The organism is Spirosoma gilvum, from assembly GCF_054776815.1.
The window spans coordinates 386591-405871 of record NZ_BAAHBH010000004.1 but is presented as its reverse complement, the minus strand read 5'-3'; the positions used below and the strand labels follow the sequence as shown (position 1 = coordinate 405871).

Below are 19281 nucleotides of genomic sequence, written 5' to 3'. Positions count from 1 at the left end.
CTTGGTCCAGATAACACAAATCCCTGTGCTCAATTGTAGTGCAGGGATTTGTGTTGTTATAGCTACAGCGAATTCTGGCGAACTTTTAAGGCGTTTCCTGCCTTTTTGGACTAGCACCTCTTCTTAACTTAATCTGGCTACCCATTACACGATTGAGCAACGATACATCTACTCCGCACGCTTCTGATTCAGCCCCAACCGCCTTACCCCGTCGCCTGACACTGCTACAAGGCACTGCGTTGAATATGATCGACATGGTCGGTATTGGGCCATTTGTCGTGCTGCCGCTTATTATCAAAACCATGGGGGGCGGTCAGTTTCTATGGGCCTGGGTGTTGGGGGCAGTCGTGTCGTTAATTGATGCTTTCGTCTGGAGTGAGCTGGGGGCCGCTTTTCCGCAGGCAGGGGGTAGTTATAATTTTCTGAAAATTTCGTACGGTGAGCAGCGCTGGGGAAGGCTTCTTTCATTCCTCTACGTTTGGCAAACACTTATTCAGGCCCCGCTCGTAGTGGCTTCGGGAGCCATTGGCTTTGCTCAATATACCTCCTACCTGATGCCGTTGGAAGTATGGCAGCAAAAGGCGGTTTCGGGTGCGGTTGTCCTGGTTATCATTGCGCTCCTCTATCGAAAGATTGATTCAATCGGTAAGATCGGTCTGGTGATGTGGGGAGCTGTGCTGCTTACGCTAGGGGCTATTATCATTGGTGGATTGAGCAACATTCGCATTCCGCTGTCTGATACGCTACAGGCGATGAGTTCGGGGAGTAGTGGCCTGCTGGCGGCCGGATTGGGTCATGCGTCCGTCAAGACGATTTATTGTTATCTGGGCTATTACAATGTATGCCACCTGGGCAGTGAGATAAAAAATCCCACCCGGAATATACCCACCAGCATGTTTATATCGATTGCCGGTATTGCTGTGCTCTATCTGCTGATGAATGTCAGTGTGGTGAGTGTAGTACCCTGGCAAACGGCGCAGGAAAGTAGCTTTATTGTCAGCACATTTATTGAAACACTCTATGGCGGCCGAGCGGCCCAGCTGGCAACCGTTCTGGTGCTGATGGTGGCTTTTTCATCATTGTTTGCTGTGTTGTTAGGTTACTCGCGGGTTCCGTATGCAGCGGCTGCCGATGGACAGTTCTTTCGGATTTTCGCCCGATTGCATCCCACGCGCCAATTCCCCTATGTTTCGCTGCTTTTCCTGGGTGGCCTGGGCTTTTTGTTCAGTCTATTGTTTCGACTTGGCGATGTGATCACCGCGATTTTGGCCATGCGGATCGTTATTCAGTTTGTTGGCCAGGCGATTGGGCTTATTCTCTTGCATCGTCGCCGGAAACCGGAAGCTTTTCCCTTTCGGATGCCTTTGTATCCACTGCCGGTTTTATTGGCTATTGGCGTCTGGCTATTTATTTTCTTTTCAACTGGCCTGACATTCATGCTTTCCGGCCTGACGGTCATTGGTCTTGGAATTATAGCCTTTCTGATTACAGCAGGAGTCAGAAAGCAATGGCCATTTGAGAAAGCATAAGTGTGCTCGTCCGCGATTATATCGCGGATGCCCGAGCATTGCGTCTAAGATGCGAACCTCAGTCCGTCCGCGATACAATCGCGGACGAGCAATGACGATACTTGGCCAAATATGGCTACTTCCTACCGCAAGGCTTCCAGTAAAATCTCAGCAGGGTGTTTGGCTTTCCGGGACGTACCATCTTTGATTTGATGTCGACACGATGTACCAGGCGCGGCAATAATAACCTCCTCAGGTTGCTGACGGACGGTCGGGAAAAGGACCAGTTCGCCCACTTTCATCGATACATCATAGTGTTCGGCTTCATACCCAAAGGAACCTGCCATGCCGCAGCAGCCGGACGGAATCAGTTGAACCGAGTAATTTTTGGGTAAGGACAACGCTTTTTTACCCGGTACCAGCGATGATACGGCTTTCTGCTGACAGTGACCATGTAGTTTGATTACTCGGGTTTCGTCCGTAAACTGATCAGCCTTAATACGACCCGCTTCCATTTCTCGGGCAATAAATTCTTCAAAGGTTAATGTATTCTCGGCTAGTTTTTTCGCATCGGCTACTAGCGATTCATCGACCAATTCAGGATACTCATCACGGAATGTCAAAATCGCTGACGGCTCCAGACCCACCAGTGGCGTTTCGGGTGTAACCACGTCTTTCAATAAGCGGACGTTTTTCTCCGCCAGCGTTTTGGCATATTTCAACATCCCCTTCGATAACGCAGCCCGACCACTTTCGCCATGCTCTGGAATAATTACCTGATAGCCCAATCGCTCAAATAACTGAATCGCTTTCTGCCCGACTTCAACATCATTGAAATTCGTAAACTCGTCGCAAAAAAGAAGCAGGGTTGGGGCAGAGGGCATGGGGTTTTGGGACATATCCCCTACACCCTGCGCCCCAACCCCTTTGCCTCTCGCCCATTTTTTCACTGTCGTATTCGCCATTAGTGGCATGGTCCGGTCGGGGTGAAAACCAACCATGCGGTTAGCGATACGCCGGAGCGAAGGCGTTCCCAAAACGCCATTCCAGGCCCAGGGAACAAGGGAAGCTATACCCGACAGTTTCGCAAAATTGGCGATTAGCCACGAACGGATGGGGACGCCATTAGAATCATAGTAATGCTGAAGAAACTCAGCTTTAAGTTTGGCTACGTCTACGTTCGAAGGACACTCGTTTTTACAACCCTTGCAGGACAGGCAGAGATCGTAAACTTCCTTGATTTCTTTGTGATCAAACCGATTTTCCTTTGGTGAATGGGTCAGCATTTCACGAAGGATATTGGCCCGAGCCCGTGTGGTATCTTTTTCGTTGCGGGTGGCCATATAGCTTGGGCACATCGTTCCACCCGATGCCTGTGTTTTTCGGCAGTCGCCCGATCCATTGCATTGCTCAGCATGTTGCAACACGCTTTGATCCTTATACCGGAAATAGGTCTGGAACGTAGGCGTTTGCTGACCCGCTTCGTACCGCAGAAACGTGTCCATTGGGGGCGTTTCGACAATTTTGCCGGGGTTAAAAATACCCTCGGGGTCCCAGGTATGCTTGAGCTGGCGCATCAATTCATAGTTGTGCGCCCCCACCATCTGTGGAATAAATTCACCCCGGAGCCGCCCATCGCCATGTTCGCCCGACAGGGAGCCATCGTATTTTTTAACCAGCGTAGCAATATCTTCTGCGATCTGCCGGTACTGACGATGCCCTTCTGCCGTTTTCAGATTAATGATCGGTCGTAAATGCAACTCGCCCGAACCTGCATGGGCGTAGTAAACTGAGTGCAGATTCCGCTTCTGCATGATTTCGTTGAAGTCGCGGATGTAATCGGGTAAATCGCTCACATCGACAGCCGTATCCTCAATCACCGCTACGGCTTTTTCGTCGCCGGGAAGGTTGCCTAACAAGCCCAGCCCCGCTTTACGCAACGCCCAGATCTTCTTGGTGTCTTCGCCAAACAGCAGCGGGTAATGGTAGCCCATGCTTACTTCCTGCATTTCTGCAATCATGGCAGCCGCTACCGCTTCAACTTCGGCTCTGGTATTGCGCGACAGATCAACAACCAGAATAATCGGGAAATGGTCAGTTGGAGTTTTCTGAACAAAAAAGCTGTTTTTCCGCTGCTCAGGATTAGTGTCTGCGCGTTCGAGAATAATATCGTCGATTAACTCAACGGCATACGGCTTATACTTCAGCGCAATCAGGGTAGCCCGCAACGATTCGTCGATCGAGTGACAGTGTACACACACCAGACCACTTTCTTTGGGAGGTAGTGGGACAATATTGAGCTTAATTTCGGTCAGAAAGCATAGAGTTCCCTCGGAACCGGCGATAAACTTGGCCAGATTGAATGGTTCTCCGCCTGCTGTAAACGGCTCCATATCAAGTAAGGCATCGAGTGCATAACCCGTATTCCGCCGTTCGATGGTTTTTTTAGGGAAGTTCCGCCGAATTTCTTCCTGATTTTCAGGACTGGATAAAACCGAATTCGTTTTCAGCAGAATTTTGTCAAGCAAAGTTGCTGACCCGTTTTTACGACTAGCCTCACTTACCTGCTTGGTCAGCTCCCAGCCACTCATTGACCCAAATTCAACCTCAGAGCCATCAGCCAACAAGGCTTTAACCGCTAACGTATGCTCGCGGGTAGCCCGATAAACGACCGAGTTCGAACCACAGGAATTATTCCCAACCATTCCACCGATCATAGCCCGGTTTGCGGTTGAGGTTTCGGGGCCAAAATAAAGCCCATACGGTTTTAAAAACAGATTAAGTTCATCCCTGACTACTCCAGGCTGAACCCGTACCCAGCGCTCTTCGGGATTAATCTCCAGAATTTTGGTAAAATGCTTGGATACATCCACGACAATACCGCTTCCCACAACCTGCCCTGCCAGCGACGTGCCAGCAGTGCGGGGAATCAACGGTGTTTTATACTGCCTGGCATACGCGATAAGCACCTTCAGATCCTCTACGGTTTTAGGAACGGCAACGGCTGTTGGCATCTCCCGATAAGCCGAAGCATCCGTAGCATACAGAGTTCTATGCGTAAAGTCTTCGAAGAGGTCGCCAGTTAGCTGGCTAGCTAAGTTTTTGAGGGATTCGGCACTCATAAACGCGGGAAAACTACTTAAGGTAATCTGGTACTAAAAAACTTAGGCAAAATTAACTGTAAATAATGCATAATCTGGACGTAGCTTTTAAAAAATATCTGCTCTATCCTTGTTGGAAAAAGTAAAATTATTTAGAGAATAATTTGGAGCTAATTGACTGATTAACAGTATGAGATTTTCTTGGAGAGCGTGATTTTATGCAGGAAAAGTATAACATGTATTCCTGTGTTTAAGGAATTTTATGATACAATATTGACAGCAATCTCCTAAATTTTAACCTGCTACAATTTGTATTTTATGCCTAACATGATGTAATTCGCCAATTGGTTCAGGTTTAATTCTAAAAATTCCTGCCAGGTTGCTAAATTTTGCAGAATTAGTGTATTCTTTTTGTGAAAGCGTTACCTTGAAGTGTGGCGAGATTGTAAGAATTTTAACTTAAACCAAATAAATCACCTATCTCTAAATTTTTACTGTAAACCTATGATGGACAAATCCTACAAAATTAACCGCTTCGGTGAGTACGTAGGTCAGGTTGGAAAATCCCAACCCCAGTTAGTCAGACAGAAGGGCCTGTTTGGTTTTCTGTTTACACTGGTAATGCTGCTGCTGTTAGGTAACTCAGCAGCCTGGGCGCAAGGGCGCACCGTAACGGGAAAAGTTACAGATCCGGCAGGCAGTGGGTTGCCTGGCGTAAGTGTGCAGATTAAGGGTACGCAACGTGGTACCAATACGGACGCTGATGGAAAGTATTCGCTGGCGAATGTGCCTGACAACGCGACACTCGTGATGAGCTTTATTGGCTACACCAGCCAGGAAGTAGCCGTAGGTGCCCGTTCGACGGTAGATATCAAACTGTCGGACGACACAAAAGCACTCGAAGAAGTTGTTGTGGTTGGTTACGGTACCGCTAAACGGAAAGATTTGACGGGTTCTGTTACGCAGGTAACTTCCAAAGATTTCAATGCCGGTGTAAACCCCAATCCACTACAGGCTATCCAAGGTAAAGTAGCAGGTTTGGTTATTACATCGCCTTCTGGAGATCCAACCCAGTCGCCAACGGTTCGTTTGCGTGGTTATACTTCATTGGCTGGCGGCTCCGACCCACTGTATGTGGTAGATGGTATGATTGGTGTTCCTATCACTACCATTTCACCTTCCGACATCGAGTCGATGGATGTATTAAAAGATGCCTCTGCTGCTGCTATTTATGGATCAAGGGCGGCTAACGGCGTTATACTCGTTACCACCAAGCGTGGTAAGTCGGGTAAAACAACGGTTACGTTCAATAACTATGTAGGTGTATCTACGATTTCAAAAACGTATGATATGCTGGATGCACAAGGTTATCGGGATGCCGTTACGCAAATTAAGGGCGCTTCGTCATTAAATGATAAGCAGCGTTTTCCAGATGGGAATTACAATACCAACTGGACGAAGGAAGTTACACAGAATGCATTCATTAATAACCACGATCTCGCTATTGCGGGTGGTTCGCCAGCCTTCAGCTATCGGGGTTCGCTCAGCTATATCAATCAGAACGGGATCATCAAAAAAACGGGACTGGATCGCCTAACCGGCCGTATTAATCTCGATCAGAAATCGTTTGACAACCGACTGAACGTTCAGTACAATCTGTCCTATACTGAAACGAACAAGAATTATGACAATGGCTTCTTTGGGCGTGCCCTAACTTTCCTGCCAACATTGCCAGTTCGTAACGCAGACGGATCGTATTATGAGGTAGGTGGTAGTTTTGACCTCTTCAACCCGGTTGCCATGATGGAGAACGTTGTCAACAACGGCGTTCAGCGGTATTTGCAGGGCGGTATGAATTTGCGCTACGAGGTGCTGGATGGCTTGACACTGGGTGTTAATGGCCAGATCCAACGGGATAACACCGTCGGTAACTTCTACACCAATCCAGCCATCAAAGCATTTGCCGCTAACAACGGTCGTGCAGGCCGGTCTTATACAGAGTCGAACACGAAATTGTTGGAACTTACGGCTAACTATACCAAAGGATTTGGCAGTCAGAATAGCAACTACTCGTTATTGGCAGGTTATTCATACCAGAATTTTGATAACGATGGCTTTCAAGCAGCCAACTCAGGTTTCGTAACGAGCGATATCACGTATAATAACCTGGGCTTAGGCTCTGGTACGCTGGTTAGTCCTGCTAACAACTATGCTCAGTCATACCACAATAGCTCGAAATTGATTTCCTTCTTTGGTCGGGCCACGCTGAATATGAATGATCGGTACAATGTAACGGCTACAGTACGTCGGGATGGTAGCTCGAAATTCGGGGCTAACAACAAATGGGGCGTATTCCCATCGGTTGGTCTGGGCTGGACAATTACCAACGAATCATTCTTCCCAAAGAGCAACGCACTTAACTTTCTGAAGCTGCGTGCAGGTTGGGGACAAACAGGTAACTCTGAAGGGGTTGCTGCCTATAATTCGATTCAGTTGTATGGCCAGAAAGGTACCTACTATGATGGTAAGCTGGGCGATTTCCTGCCAGGCTATGGTATCACACAGAACGCTAACCCAAACCTGAAATGGGAAGTACTGACTACAGCAAACATTGGTTTGGATTTTCAACTAGTCGGTGGCCGTTTCTCGGGTACAGTAGAGTACTATAACAAGTTGACCAAAGACATGCTGTACCTTTATTCGGTACCTGCCGATGGTATTACGTACTTTACCAACCAGATTCTGGCCAATGTAGGCTCGATGCGTAACAGTGGGTTTGAATTATCGTTTGGGGGCGATATCATCCAAAAAGGTGATTTCTCCTGGAATGCACGGGCTGTAGGTGCCTATAACAAAAACACAGTTGTTTCACTGTCAAATGATCAGTTTAGTACTGGGCTGGTTCGTTTTAACCCCTTTAATGGTCGGGGTCTGTCCGATGTGTTTGCTTCCTACTTGGCACCTGGTCAGCCATTGGGTGAGTTCAATAACGTGCCTACGTTTACCGGGAGCTACTCAGCGGATGGTCAGCCATTATTGAAACCGGCAACTGGCGACACGCCAGTAGTGGATTATAAAAATTCAGATGCGGCTGCAGCTGTTAATGCTGGAAGTCCACTAAAACAGGGTAATCCACAGCCCTTCCTGAATGCGTCGTTTATTAACACATTCCGCTACAAAGGGTTCGATGTCTACTTCCAATTGCGCGGTACATTTGGTAACACCATCCTGAATGCCATCCGGTCGAACCTGTTAATTCCAGGGTCAATTCTGGAAACCAATATGCTGAAAGGTGTAACGGATCTGCCTAAAAACTATGGTGTGAACGTATTGTCGACAAACTGGCTGGAGAGCGGTTCATTTGTACGCTTCGATAACTGGCAGGTTGGCTATAACATTCCGTTGCCTGCCAGCAAGTACATTTCAAACGCTCGAGTTTATGTTGGTGGTAATAATCTATTTGTTATTACCAAATACAAAGGTGTCGACCCTGAACTACAGGTAAAGGCTGATTTACAACAAGGATCACAGGCACCTAATACGATTGGTGTAGATGGGGGTGGATATGGCAATACCGTTTATCCTAAAACCCGTTCGTTCCAGTTGGGCCTTAATCTGACCTTCTAAACTGCTTTTGGTCTACAAATCGACTATTTTTCAAAGAATAGTCGATTTGCTAAATTTTTTAGTTGACAAATCGTTAGTTTCACATTCTGTGGCTAACAGTGTAACTAGTTAATTATCAGAAAACTTCGATGAAAAAAATGACTATAAAAGTGCTTTTGGGCTGCTCGGCATTGATGCTGGTAGGACAATCCTGCACAGACCTTAGTGAGACTACCTATGACGTTATCCCAACCAGTGGCACATTTGGTAGCACAGCTGCCCAACAGGCGGCTTTGATTGGGCCGCTCTATAATGGTCTGGGCGATTATTACGGGAACATGTCCAACCTGAACACCACTACCGACGAGCAGATTGTTCCAACTCGGGGTGGCGACTGGAAAGATGGTGATAACTGGAAACGGTTGTATCAGCATACCTGGGACCCCGTTACAGATAACGGCCAGTTCAATGGCCCATGGTCCTGGTGTTACAACAATATCACCAGTATCAACCAGCAGCTTGGTACCATTACGGATGCTAATACCAAAGCTGAGTTACGGGCTCTGCGCGCATTCTTCCATTATCAGGCAATGGATTTGTTTGGCAATGTCATTATCTCTGATGCTGTTACATCGGCTTCACCAAAGCAAAGTACGCGGGCTGAAGTATTCGCCTTTGTTGAGAAAGAGTTGCTGGCGGTATATCCAACCCTAAGCGAAGAGCCTCGTGGTTCGTATTATGGCCGTATGAACAAATGGGTAGCTGACATGATTCTGGCTAAACTGTACCTGAACGCGCAAGTGTATACAGGCACGGCTCGTTGGGCAGATGCCATCACCCGTTGCGATAACATCATCAAGTCGGGTAAATTCCAGATTGCGGGGGATTACTTCAGCAACTTCGTGACGCAGAATCAGAATTCTCAGGAAACGATTCTGGCCACCCCTTTCGACAAGTCGAAGCGGACTGGATTTAACGTGCAAATGAAGACGCTTCACTACCTAAGCCAGTTAACCTATAACCTGGGAACGGCTCCCTGGAATGGTTGGGCAACGGTAACGGAGTTCTATAACTCGTTTGATGACAAAGACATCCGGAAAAAGCAGTGGATTGTCGGGCAGCAATATGATGCCGCTGGTAAACCTCTGAATGACGATGCGTTGCCAATGGTGTTCCGCCCAGAAGTTGAATCGTTCGTATTTGACGCAGGAGCTAATGGTCGTCTGGCTGGTGCCCGTAGCCAGAAATATCAAATTCAAGCAAATAACACATTCACTGACCAGGATAACGACTTTGTTATCTATCGGTTAGCCGATGTTTATATGATGCGTGGTGAGGCTAAGTTCCGGTTAGGGCAGGTCAATGATGCATTAACTGACTTCAATATCGTTCGGGCACGGGCAGGTATGCCAAATTACACAGCCGCTACCTTAACCCTTAATGAAATTCTGGCTGAGCGTGGCCGCGAATTGGCTTGGGAACAACACCGTCGTCAGGACCTGATTCGTTTCGGACAGTATACAAAAGCATGGCGTTTTAAGCCGGCTTCACAGGACTTCCGCCAACTGTTCCCAATTCCGAAAGATCAGTTGTCGCTAAACCCAAACCTGAAACAAAACCCAGGGTATTAATAACTAGTCCGAATGGAACGAAAAAGCAAGCCCACAAAGCTTGCTTTTTCGTTTTTATAGGCTGATTAAAAGCCTTTTAATTGGCTATTTATGCTTAATCTGCCCGTAGAATTCGTTACCTTTGCAGTCCCTTTTTAAAGAAAGTTTGCCGTTCCTCGTCAACCGTTCTTTTTAGTAAGAATACGTTCTTTAAATTCCGTACTTGTGCTAATGCGCATTAGTCTATTCGTTGTGGTAATCGGTTTATTGGCTGGTTGCCGTTCAGAACAACAAACTCCCTCCGATCCGCTTTTTCAAAAGTTGACTGCTGATGAAACACAGGTCAACTTTGCGAATACCGTTACGGACGACAAGGATTTTAACATCTTCAATTACCGCAATTTCTATAATGGCGGGGGTGTTGCCATTGGCGACATTAATAATGACGGCTTCTCAGACGTGTTCCTGATTGCGAACATGGGCGACAATAAACTGTATCTCAATAAGGGCAATAAGGGAACAGGCTCCGTTCAATTTGAGGATGTAACTAAAAAAGCAGGTGTAGGTGGAAAGCGTGCCTGGAGTACAGGCGCTACTTTTGCCGATGTAAATGGTGATGGACGCCTTGACCTGTACGTCTGTAATGCCGGTATCCGCGATGATGACGACCGGGCCAACGAGCTTTTTATCAACAATGGAAACGATGCCAACGGTGTTCCTACGTTTACAGAACAGGCCGATGCATACGGTTTAGCCGACAAAGGCTTCTCTACACACGCTGCTTTTTTCGACTACGACCGCGACGGCGATCTGGATATGTACCTGCTCAACAACAGTTTCATGCCTGTGGGCAAGCTGGCTTATGCAAACCTACGCGCGCAACGGGATTCGTTAGGTGGACATAAGCTGTTCAGGAATATGATGGTGGAGCAAGGGGCAGGGCGTCTGGGGCAGGGCGCACGGAGCATGGAGCAGGGTGCAGGGAGCAAGGCGAAAGGTACCCCCACCCCACGCTTTATTGATGTTTCGGAACAGGCGGGTATTTATGGGAGTCTGATTGGTTTTGGACTCGGTATTACCATTGGCGATGTCGACGACGATAACTGGCTGGATATTTACATATCCAACGATTTCTACGAGCGCGATTACCTCTACATCAATAACCATGATGGCACCTTCCGCGAGTCGATAAAAGACGCGATGCCCCACACGAGCCTATCGTCGATGGGAGCGGATGTGGCTGATGTAAACAACGATGGTAAACTGGACATCTTCATTACCGATATGCTGCCGGGTAATGACCAGCGACTAAAGAAAACATCGACCTTCGAAGGACATGACCTGGAACAGATAAAGGTTGGCCGAGACTTCCACTATCAGTTCATGCAGAACATGCTACACCTGAATCAGGGAAATCAGCCTGCCAATAACGGCTTGCCTACGTTTAGTGAAGTGGCCCGTTTTTCGGGTGTACATGCTACCGATTGGAGCTGGGGGGCATTGATTTTTGATATGGATAACGATGGCCTGAAGGATATATTCGTGGCCAATGGTATTGCCAAAGACGTAACGAATCAGGACTTTGTGAACTTTCTGGCGGACCGGGAAAATATGGCTCAGATTGCCCGGCAACGTGCGTTTAATTTCAAAGAGTTTCTGGATAAAGCACCTTCCGAAGCTGTGCCAAACTACGCTTTTCACAACGACGGTGACTTGCATTTCACAAACAAGGCATTCGATTGGGGATTGTCGGAACCAGACTTTTCGAATGGTGCTGCTTATGGCGACCTGGATAACGACGGTGATCTGGATTTGATTGTCAACAATATGAATGCGCCTGTGGCCATTTATAAGAACTTGTCGGTCGAAAAGCATAAAACTAACTTCCTGAAAGTAAAGCTGGAAGGGACAGGCTTAAACCGCAATGCTATTGGCGCACGAGTTTATGTATATCAGGGCGGGCGGGAACAACTTGTTCAGCAAATGCCAAATCGAGGTTTTGAATCGTCGGTTGATCTGGATCTGGTTTTTGGCCTGGGCACTAACGATCGGATCGATTCAGTAAAAGTGATCTGGCCCGATGATCGGATGCAGGTGATACGCCAGCCGAAAGCCAATCAATTGCTCACACTTCGCCAGCAGCAGGCTACTCAAACCTGGAAACCCTTAGCCATTGAGCCAACCCCTGTATTCCGGGATAATACGGCTGCTTCAGGTCTGAATTTTGTACATACCGAAAGCAATTTTGTGGATTATAACCGGGATGCACTCCTGAAGCAGCAGCAGTCGACGCAGGGGCCAGCTTTGGCAACAGGTGATGTAAATGGGGACGGACTCGATGATGTGTATCTGGGCGGAGCTAGTGGACATTCGGCACAGTTATTTCTGCAACAACCCGGCAACGGAAAATTCGTAAACAAAACCCCGACTGTGATGCGTCAGGATACGGCCTATGAAGCTGTGGATGCGTTATTTTTTGATGCCGATGGCGATAAAGATCTGGATCTGTACGTAGTATCGGGAAGTAACGAATTTGAGAACGAAGCTGAGGAACTGCTTGATCGGCTTTATATCAATGATGGCAAAGGTGGGTTTACCCGTTCCGAAACCGGTTTGCCCAATCTGAAAGCCAGTGGTTCGTGCGTAGCGGCTGCTGACTTCGACCAGGATGGCGATATCGATCTGTTTGTTGGCACAAGGCTCATTCCCAGTCAATATGGACGGAACCCAGCCAGTTATCTGCTGACGAACGACGGAACCGGAAATTTCAAAAACTACACAAAACGATTTCTCCCTGATGTTGACCAGTTAGGTATGGTAACTTCGGCAACCTGGGCCGATCTGAACGGCGATAAATACCCAGAGCTGATCGTTGTCGGTGACTGGGAGCCCATCCGCGTATTTGAAAATAAACGTGGAAAGCTAACTCAAAATCAGGATTTGGCAATCAAAAATGAGCAAGGTGAACCCTTAAAAACCGCTGGCTGGTGGAACTGTGTAACTGCTGGCGATGCTGATGGGGATGGGGATCTCGATCTGGTTGTCGGTAATCTGGGCCAGAATTCCCGCATCAAAGCTACTCAAACTACCCCGGCTGAAATGTACGTGGGTGACTTTGACCATAATGGAACTGTTGAACAGATTATTAACTGCGCTGACGAAACGGGTGAACTGTATCCGATGGTATTAAAGGGCGATTTGCAGAAAGAAATGCCGACCATTAAAAAGAAATTTGTGAAGTTTGGTGATTACGCAGGCAAAAAGATAACAGAGATTCTGGATGAAGATCAACTCAAGCAGGCCGTTGTCAAGCAGGCGTTTATGGCCCAAACGATGCTGTTGCTGAATGATGGGAAGGGCAAGCTTACGGCTCAGGCTTTGCCAAACGAAGCGCAGTTTTCGCCCGTATGTGGTGTGGCCTTTGCTGACTACGATCATGACGGCCGTACTGATATTCTATTGACGGGCAATTTCCTGGATGTACTCCCCGAAATTGGCCGCTATGATGCCAATTTTGGCGTCGTCCTGAGAAATAAAGGTAAAGCCGCTAATGGAGCCATCACCTATGAATTCATCAACCCAGCACAATCCGGCTTTTTTGTGCGTGGCCAGGTGCGACACATGGCGCGACTAGCGCAAGGTCAGCTTATTCTGGCCAAAAACAACGACCGGGCACAGGTATTTTTAATGAAGTAATTAGAAGTTAGGAACGAGTAGTGAGAATACTGACGCGTCAACTATGTCTATTGCGCCCGCTATTCTCGCTCCTCACTCCTCACTCCTCGATCCTACAATATGAAACGTATTGCTTTATTTCTGGCTGCTGGTTCATTGATACTGGCAGGCTGTGATGCTTTTAAATCTGAAAAGAAGTTATTCCAATCCCTCGATTCCACCCAAACCGGCGTCGGCTTTATCAATCACCTGGTTCCGACAGAAAAACTAAATATTCTGGATTACCTGTATTTCTACAATGGTGGGGGCGTGTCGGCAGGGGATATCAACAACGATGGATTAACCGACCTGTACTTTGTATCGAATCAGGGCAAGAATAAACTGTACCTGAATAAAGGAAATTTTAAGTTCGAAGATATAACCGCCAAAGCTGGTGTCGAAGGCTTTTCAGACTGGCAGACCGGCTCGAGCATGGCCGATGTGAATGGCGATGGATTCCTGGATATTTACGTTTGTGCAGTGGGCAATTTCCGTGGTCTGGAAGGTTCCAACGAGCTATATATCAACAATGGCGACGGTACTTTTACTGAAAAAGCCGCCGATTATGGTCTCGATTTTACGGGTTTCTCGACTCAGGCAGCCTTTTTCGACTATGATCACGATGGCGACCTGGATTGCTATCTGCTGAACCATGCCGTACATACCTCCCGTAGCTACGACCGTGTATCGGCCCGAAATCTCCGGCATAATGAATCTGGCGATTATCTGTACAAAAACATGAGCGCGGAGCAGGGCGCACAGGGCATTGGGCATGAAGCAGAGGGTAAACCAACCGCCCCACGCCCTACGCCCAATGCCCAACGCTTTGTCAACGTGAGCGAACAGGCGGGTATTTACGGGGCTGCTATGGGTTATGGACTCGGCATTTCGGTTGCTGATCTGAACAACGATGGCTGGGAAGACTTGTACGTTTCCAACGATTTTCACGAAGACGATTATTATTACATCAACAATCATAATGGCACGTTTACCGAAAGCGTAAAAAAAGCGTTTCAGCACGTCAGCCGGTTTTCGATGGGCAATGACATCGGTGATGTCAACAACGATGGTTTTCCTGATGTCGTAACGCTTGACATGTACCCGGAAGATGAAACGGTTGAAAAATCATCGCTAGGTGAAGACCCTATCGATATTTACCTCTATAAACTGGCTTACGGGTATATGAACCAATACAGTCGCAACTGTCTGCAGCTCAATATGTCGGGTAAGAAGTTCATGGAAGTAGGCGCTATGGCCGGTTTCGCGGCTACCGACTGGAGCTGGTCACCGCTGTTGGCCGATTACGATAACGATGGCATCAAAGACCTGTTTATCAGTAATGGCATTGTGCATCGTCCAAACAATCTCGACTATGTAAAATTCGCTGCCGACGATTCGCTACGGTATGCGATGGAAACCTCGCGATCGCTGGATGAACGAGCCATTAAACTGATGCCGGAAGGAAAGGTGCATAACTACCTCTTTCGCGGAACGCCATCGTTACGGTTCGATGATAAATCTAAAGACTGGGGTTTTGAAACGCCAAACTATTCAAACGGAGCGGCCTATGCCGACCTCGATAACGACGGAGATCTGGATCTGATTACAAATAATATTGATGATCCGGCGGGAGTCTACCGGAACGACGCCAACTCGATTTTTCCGGATAACAAACACCTCACGGTTAAGCTGAAAGGTAATGCGCCGAATACATTCGGGATTGGTGGTAAGGTTATCCTGAAATACGGGCCGTCGCATAGGGATAGCATTCAGGTTCAGCAACTGATGCCAACCCGTGGCTTTGAATCGTCGGTAGCACCAGAACTCCTCTTTGGGCTGGGAAACCGCGACGTGATCGATTCATTGATTGTGATCTGGCCGGACCAGAAAATGGAAGTACGAACCAAGGTAAAAGCGAATCAGTCACTTACGCTGAAACAGTCGGATGCGCGGCTCGATGGTTCCCGTTATCAGTATACGATTCCTCCTATACAGCCCCTTTTTACCGACCTGACGACTGCTGATTCTATCCCATATCGACATAAAGAAAACAAAGAATACTTCGATTATGTACGGGAGCCGTTGATTCCGTTTCAGGTGTCGACGGAAGGGCCTCATCTGGCAGTTGGCGATGTGAATGGCGACGGACTAGACGATATGTATGCCGGAGGGGCTAAGTGGCAGGCTGGAAGCCTGTTGATCCAACAACCCAATGGTCGATTTACCCCAATATCACAGCCTGATTTTGTCAAAGACTCGACGTATGAAGATGTCGACGCAGCCTTCTTCGATGCCGACGGTGACAAAGATCTGGATCTGTACGTAGTATCGGGTGGTAACGAGTTTTACGACAAAATGCCGCAACAGTTCGATCGCTTGTATCTGAACGATGGGCATGGTCATTTTAGCCGTTCGGCCAATGCACTGCCACCCATGTACGACAACAAGAGTTGCGTTCGTCCGTACGACATTGATAAAGATGGTGATCTGGACTTATTCGTTGGTGGGCGAGTGGTTGGATTTGGGTATGGGAAATTGCCGAACTCCTATCTGCTCATCAACGATGGCAAAGGCCGATTTACGGATCAAACCGAGAAGTTATCGGCAGGGCTGCGGAAAGTCGGCATGATTACCGATGCGGTCTGGACCGATTATGACGGTGATAAAGATGCTGACCTGATTCTGGCAGGCGACTGGATGTCTGTTCGCATTTTTGCCAATACGAATGGCAAATTTGAGGAAGTTAAAACAATTACGTCTGGCGAAACACCATTAAATGGCCTGTATCAACGCATTGTAGCAGCCGATTTTGATAAGGACGGGGACGTTGATCTTATGGCTGGTAACCTGGGTACCAACACGAAATTCCGCAAAACACCCGACTCCCAATTGCGCATGTGGGTAAAAGATGTGGATAATAACCAGAGCACAGAGCAAATCATTGCCTACAATCGGGGAAAAGAGTGGTATCCGCTGGCCTTTAAAGATGAGCTTGGGAAACAAATGCCCAGCATTATCAACAAACGATTTACGGATTACGTATCCTTTGCCGGAAAGCCGCTGAACGAAGTGGTCAAGGATAATGAATTAAGTGGGGCCGACGAGTATACAGTCAATCAGTTCGCGTCGGTTTACCTCGAGAATCAGGGAGGGGAATTTGTAGTACATGAGTTGCCGATGCTGGCGCAGGTGTCAAAACTATTCGCTCTTCAGGTGATTGATTTTGATCAGGATGGCGATCTGGATGTATTGGGTGGCGGTAACTTCTACGGGGTCAGTACGTATCAGGGGCGTTATGATGCCAGCTACGGGCTCGTATTGCGGAACGATGGCAAGGGTAATTTTAACGCCCTCTCATCCGTAGATAGTGGGTTCCTGTTGAACGGTGAGATTCGGGATATACGACCTATTCGAACTGCCCAGGGAACGCTGATTGTTGTAGCCCGAAATGGAGCGGGCTTACAAGTATTCAAACCTTTGTTGTTGAATTGATAAAAATCGGGAGTTGAATTTTACCCCTGATTTTCTGTTATTTTTGTAGATGTGTACAAGCTGTAGGAATCGGCTTTTGCTTTTTAACTTGTCATTTATCCTATGAAATCTCTGCTGAACATTGGCTGTCTGTTGGCCTTACTGCTCGTTGGGTTAGGTAGTTGCCAGAAACCAGCTTCGCCAGCCGAATACAATGCCAAAGCGTCAAATGTTGCCTACTACAATTCGGCATTAAATAAGCTAACGGAAGTCGTTATTCATGATATTTTTTCGCCCCCGGTTGCCAGCCGGATTTATTCGTATGCGAACCTGGCAGGTTATGAAGCCTTAGTCCCTTTCGATTCTCAATATGAATCGCTGGGCGGTAAATTAAAGCGGTTCCAGTCGCCACCAAAGCCGGAAGCTGGCAAAGAGTATTGTTTTCCGCTGGCCAGTACGCGGGCTTTTCTGACCGTAGCGCGTGCATTGACCTTTTCAGCCAATTTTTATGATGATTTTGAAAAGGGCTTTTACGAGCAGTACAAAAAAGACGGTGTGCCCGATGAGGTGTATGAACGGTCGATGGCTTACGGTGAAGCAGTAGCCAAGCATGTACTGGATTATGCCGCTAAAGACAGCTATAAACAAACGCGGGGTTTCAAACATACGGTTACCAACGAAGAAGGGAGTTGGGTACCAACGCCACCCGCTTACATGGACGCGGCTGAGCCTCAGTGGAACAAGCTCCGGTGCTGGGCTATGGATACCTGCAATCAGTTTATGCCTCCACGCCCCTTCCCCTATAACCTGACCAAAGGAAGCCCTTACCAAAAAGAACTTGATGAAGTATATCAGACCGGCAAAAACCTGGACAAGCAGAAGCAAGACATTGCCTATTTCTGGGACGATAACGCGTTTGTGATGAATGTAGCGGGCCACGTGATGTTTGCCAGTAAAAAAATGACGCCCGGTGGCCACTGGCTGGCTATTGCTCAAACAGTAGCTAAGCAAAAGAAGCTGAACATGATGCAAACCGTTGAAGCTTACACACTGACTTCCTTTGCACTCAGCGACGGTTTCATTTCGTGCTGGGATGAAAAATATCGTAGTAAAACCGTTCGCCCGGAAACGGTGATCAACAAATACATCGACCCGAAGTGGACGCCCTTCCTGCAAACTCCTCCATTTCCTGAATACCCGAGTGGCCACAGCGTTATTTCGACAGCAGCCGCTACCGTACTGACCAGTTTGATGGGTGATCAGGTAGCATTTACAGATTCAACGGAGTTTCAATATGGGCATGGCGTTCGGTCTTTCACCTCATTTCGTCAGGCCGCCGACGAAGCATCGATTAGCCGTATGTATGGTGGAATTCACTATCGCTCTGCTCTGGCCAATGGCCAGGTCGAGGGCGAACAGGTAGGTAAATGGGTTATCGAAAAAATCCGGACCCGGAAGTCCTCCGTAGCCAGCCGATGACCGTTAAAAGCTTATTAAAAAATCCCCGCTTCTGAAAAGCGGGGATTTTTTTTAGTAATTGGTAGGATAGAATCGTATCTCTAATCTTATCGATTATTATGAAACGTGTTTTACTCATACTGATTATGGCGGGCCTTTTTGAGGGAAATATGCTGGCCCAATCGGCTACACCAGATTCAACACGAAGCCAGGGAGCCAAAAACCAGCAGACATATTATAGTTTAAGCCGCTCGTCAGAAGACTCAACCCGGTCTATTTTCAATTTTAAGGCAGCGCCTATCTACGTTCGTACAACTCCTTTTTCGATCTACACAGGGGCGGGAAGCCCTAAAGATCGGATTGCTCAAAATATTGAAATCGGAAAAACATTCAATGTGATCGATCTAGGCATCGCTTTCGGTCGAAATTCATTACGGCCCGATACTACTCTGTTTCTGGAAGGGCGTGTGACGATGGATGTGGCGAACTATGGCATTTTTGCCAATGAGATGACTATTGGCGCTGGTCGGGTTTTTGATAAGCAGGGAAGTCTGATGCTCGAATTAACCTACAGCATTATCGCACAGATTGCTCCCAAAGTGGGTATTGGCCTGACAACCGGCTACTATGACTTTAGCAATGAGCAAACGGATAGCTCCAGGACATTCTATGGCATTTATCTCCGATTCGGCTTGCTACGTACCGATTCTGGCGGCTTGCTGGGCGGAATAATGCGAGGCCGCAGCCGACCTGTGCGCGTTGGGCGCCCACACCGACATGGACGATAAAAATGGGATAAAGGTTACTTTCATC

The 19281-nt window shown here is 47.7% G+C and carries 8 protein-coding genes; 7 read left to right on the top strand and 1 reads right to left on the bottom strand.

What is annotated here, in order from left to right:
- The first annotated feature begins 152 nt into the window (after positions 1-152).
- The gene (locus ACYVFD_RS13065) at positions 153-1529 is read left to right on the top strand and encodes an APC family permease (protein WP_461090541.1); all 1377 of its coding nucleotides are present in this window, start codon (positions 153-155) and stop codon (positions 1527-1529) included.
- 122 nt (positions 1530-1651) lie between these two features.
- Here ACYVFD_RS13065 and ACYVFD_RS13060 read toward each other — a convergent pair whose 3' ends face one another.
- Positions 1652-4630 carry an FAD-binding and (Fe-S)-binding domain-containing protein gene (locus ACYVFD_RS13060; RefSeq protein ID WP_461090540.1) on the bottom strand — a complete coding sequence of 993 codons (2979 nt, stop codon included), beginning with the start codon at positions 4628-4630 and terminating at the stop codon, positions 1652-1654.
- A 483-nt stretch (positions 4631-5113) separates the two neighbouring features.
- Here ACYVFD_RS13060 and ACYVFD_RS13055 point away from each other — a divergent pair, with 483 nt between their 5' ends.
- The 6 genes from ACYVFD_RS13055 to ACYVFD_RS13030 all read left to right on the top strand — a co-directional run bounded on the left by ACYVFD_RS13055 (position 5114) and on the right by ACYVFD_RS13030 (position 19256).
- Positions 5114-8236, top strand: a complete 3123-nt coding sequence (locus ACYVFD_RS13055) for a SusC/RagA family TonB-linked outer membrane protein (RefSeq protein WP_461090539.1) — start codon at positions 5114-5116, stop codon at positions 8234-8236.
- A 128-nt stretch (positions 8237-8364) separates the two neighbouring features.
- Entirely contained in the window at positions 8365-9846 is a 1482-nt protein-coding gene (locus tag ACYVFD_RS13050; protein ID WP_461090538.1) for a RagB/SusD family nutrient uptake outer membrane protein, read from the top strand.
- Positions 9847-10056: 210 nt separating this feature from the next.
- Positions 10057-13521: a VCBS repeat-containing protein gene (locus tag ACYVFD_RS13045; RefSeq protein WP_461090536.1), complete on the top strand. Its 3465-nt coding sequence runs from the start codon at positions 10057-10059 to the stop codon at positions 13519-13521.
- A 99-nt stretch (positions 13522-13620) separates the two neighbouring features.
- Positions 13621-17031, top strand: coding sequence for a VCBS repeat-containing protein (locus ACYVFD_RS13040; protein WP_461090535.1), 3411 nt, complete (start codon positions 13621-13623; stop codon positions 17029-17031).
- A 102-nt stretch (positions 17032-17133) separates the two neighbouring features.
- Positions 17134-18489, top strand: a complete 1356-nt coding sequence (locus tag ACYVFD_RS13035) for a vanadium-dependent haloperoxidase (protein ID WP_461090534.1) — start codon at positions 17134-17136, stop codon at positions 18487-18489.
- Positions 18490-18587: 98 nt separating this feature from the next.
- Positions 18588-19256, top strand: coding sequence for a hypothetical protein (locus ACYVFD_RS13030; protein WP_461090533.1), 669 nt, complete (start codon positions 18588-18590; stop codon positions 19254-19256).
- The last annotated feature ends 25 nt before the right edge of the window (positions 19257-19281 follow it).

Bases quoted from the DNA above. Each gene is read 5' to 3' on its own strand.
- ACYVFD_RS13060 (WP_461090540.1), bottom strand. From the start codon at position 4,630: ATGAGTGCCGAATCCCTCAAAAACTTAGCTAGCCAGCTAACTGGCGAC.
- ACYVFD_RS13055 (WP_461090539.1), top strand. From the start codon at position 5,114: ATGATGGACAAATCCTACAAAATTAACCGCTTCGGTGAGTACGTAGGT.
- ACYVFD_RS13050 (WP_461090538.1), top strand. From the start codon at position 8,365: ATGAAAAAAATGACTATAAAAGTGCTTTTGGGCTGCTCGGCATTGATG.
- ACYVFD_RS13045 (WP_461090536.1), top strand. From the start codon at position 10,057: ATGCGCATTAGTCTATTCGTTGTGGTAATCGGTTTATTGGCTGGTTGC.
- ACYVFD_RS13040 (WP_461090535.1), top strand. From the start codon at position 13,621: ATGAAACGTATTGCTTTATTTCTGGCTGCTGGTTCATTGATACTGGCA.
- ACYVFD_RS13035 (WP_461090534.1), top strand. From the start codon at position 17,134: ATGAAATCTCTGCTGAACATTGGCTGTCTGTTGGCCTTACTGCTCGTT.
- ACYVFD_RS13030 (WP_461090533.1), top strand. From the start codon at position 18,588: ATGAAACGTGTTTTACTCATACTGATTATGGCGGGCCTTTTTGAGGGA.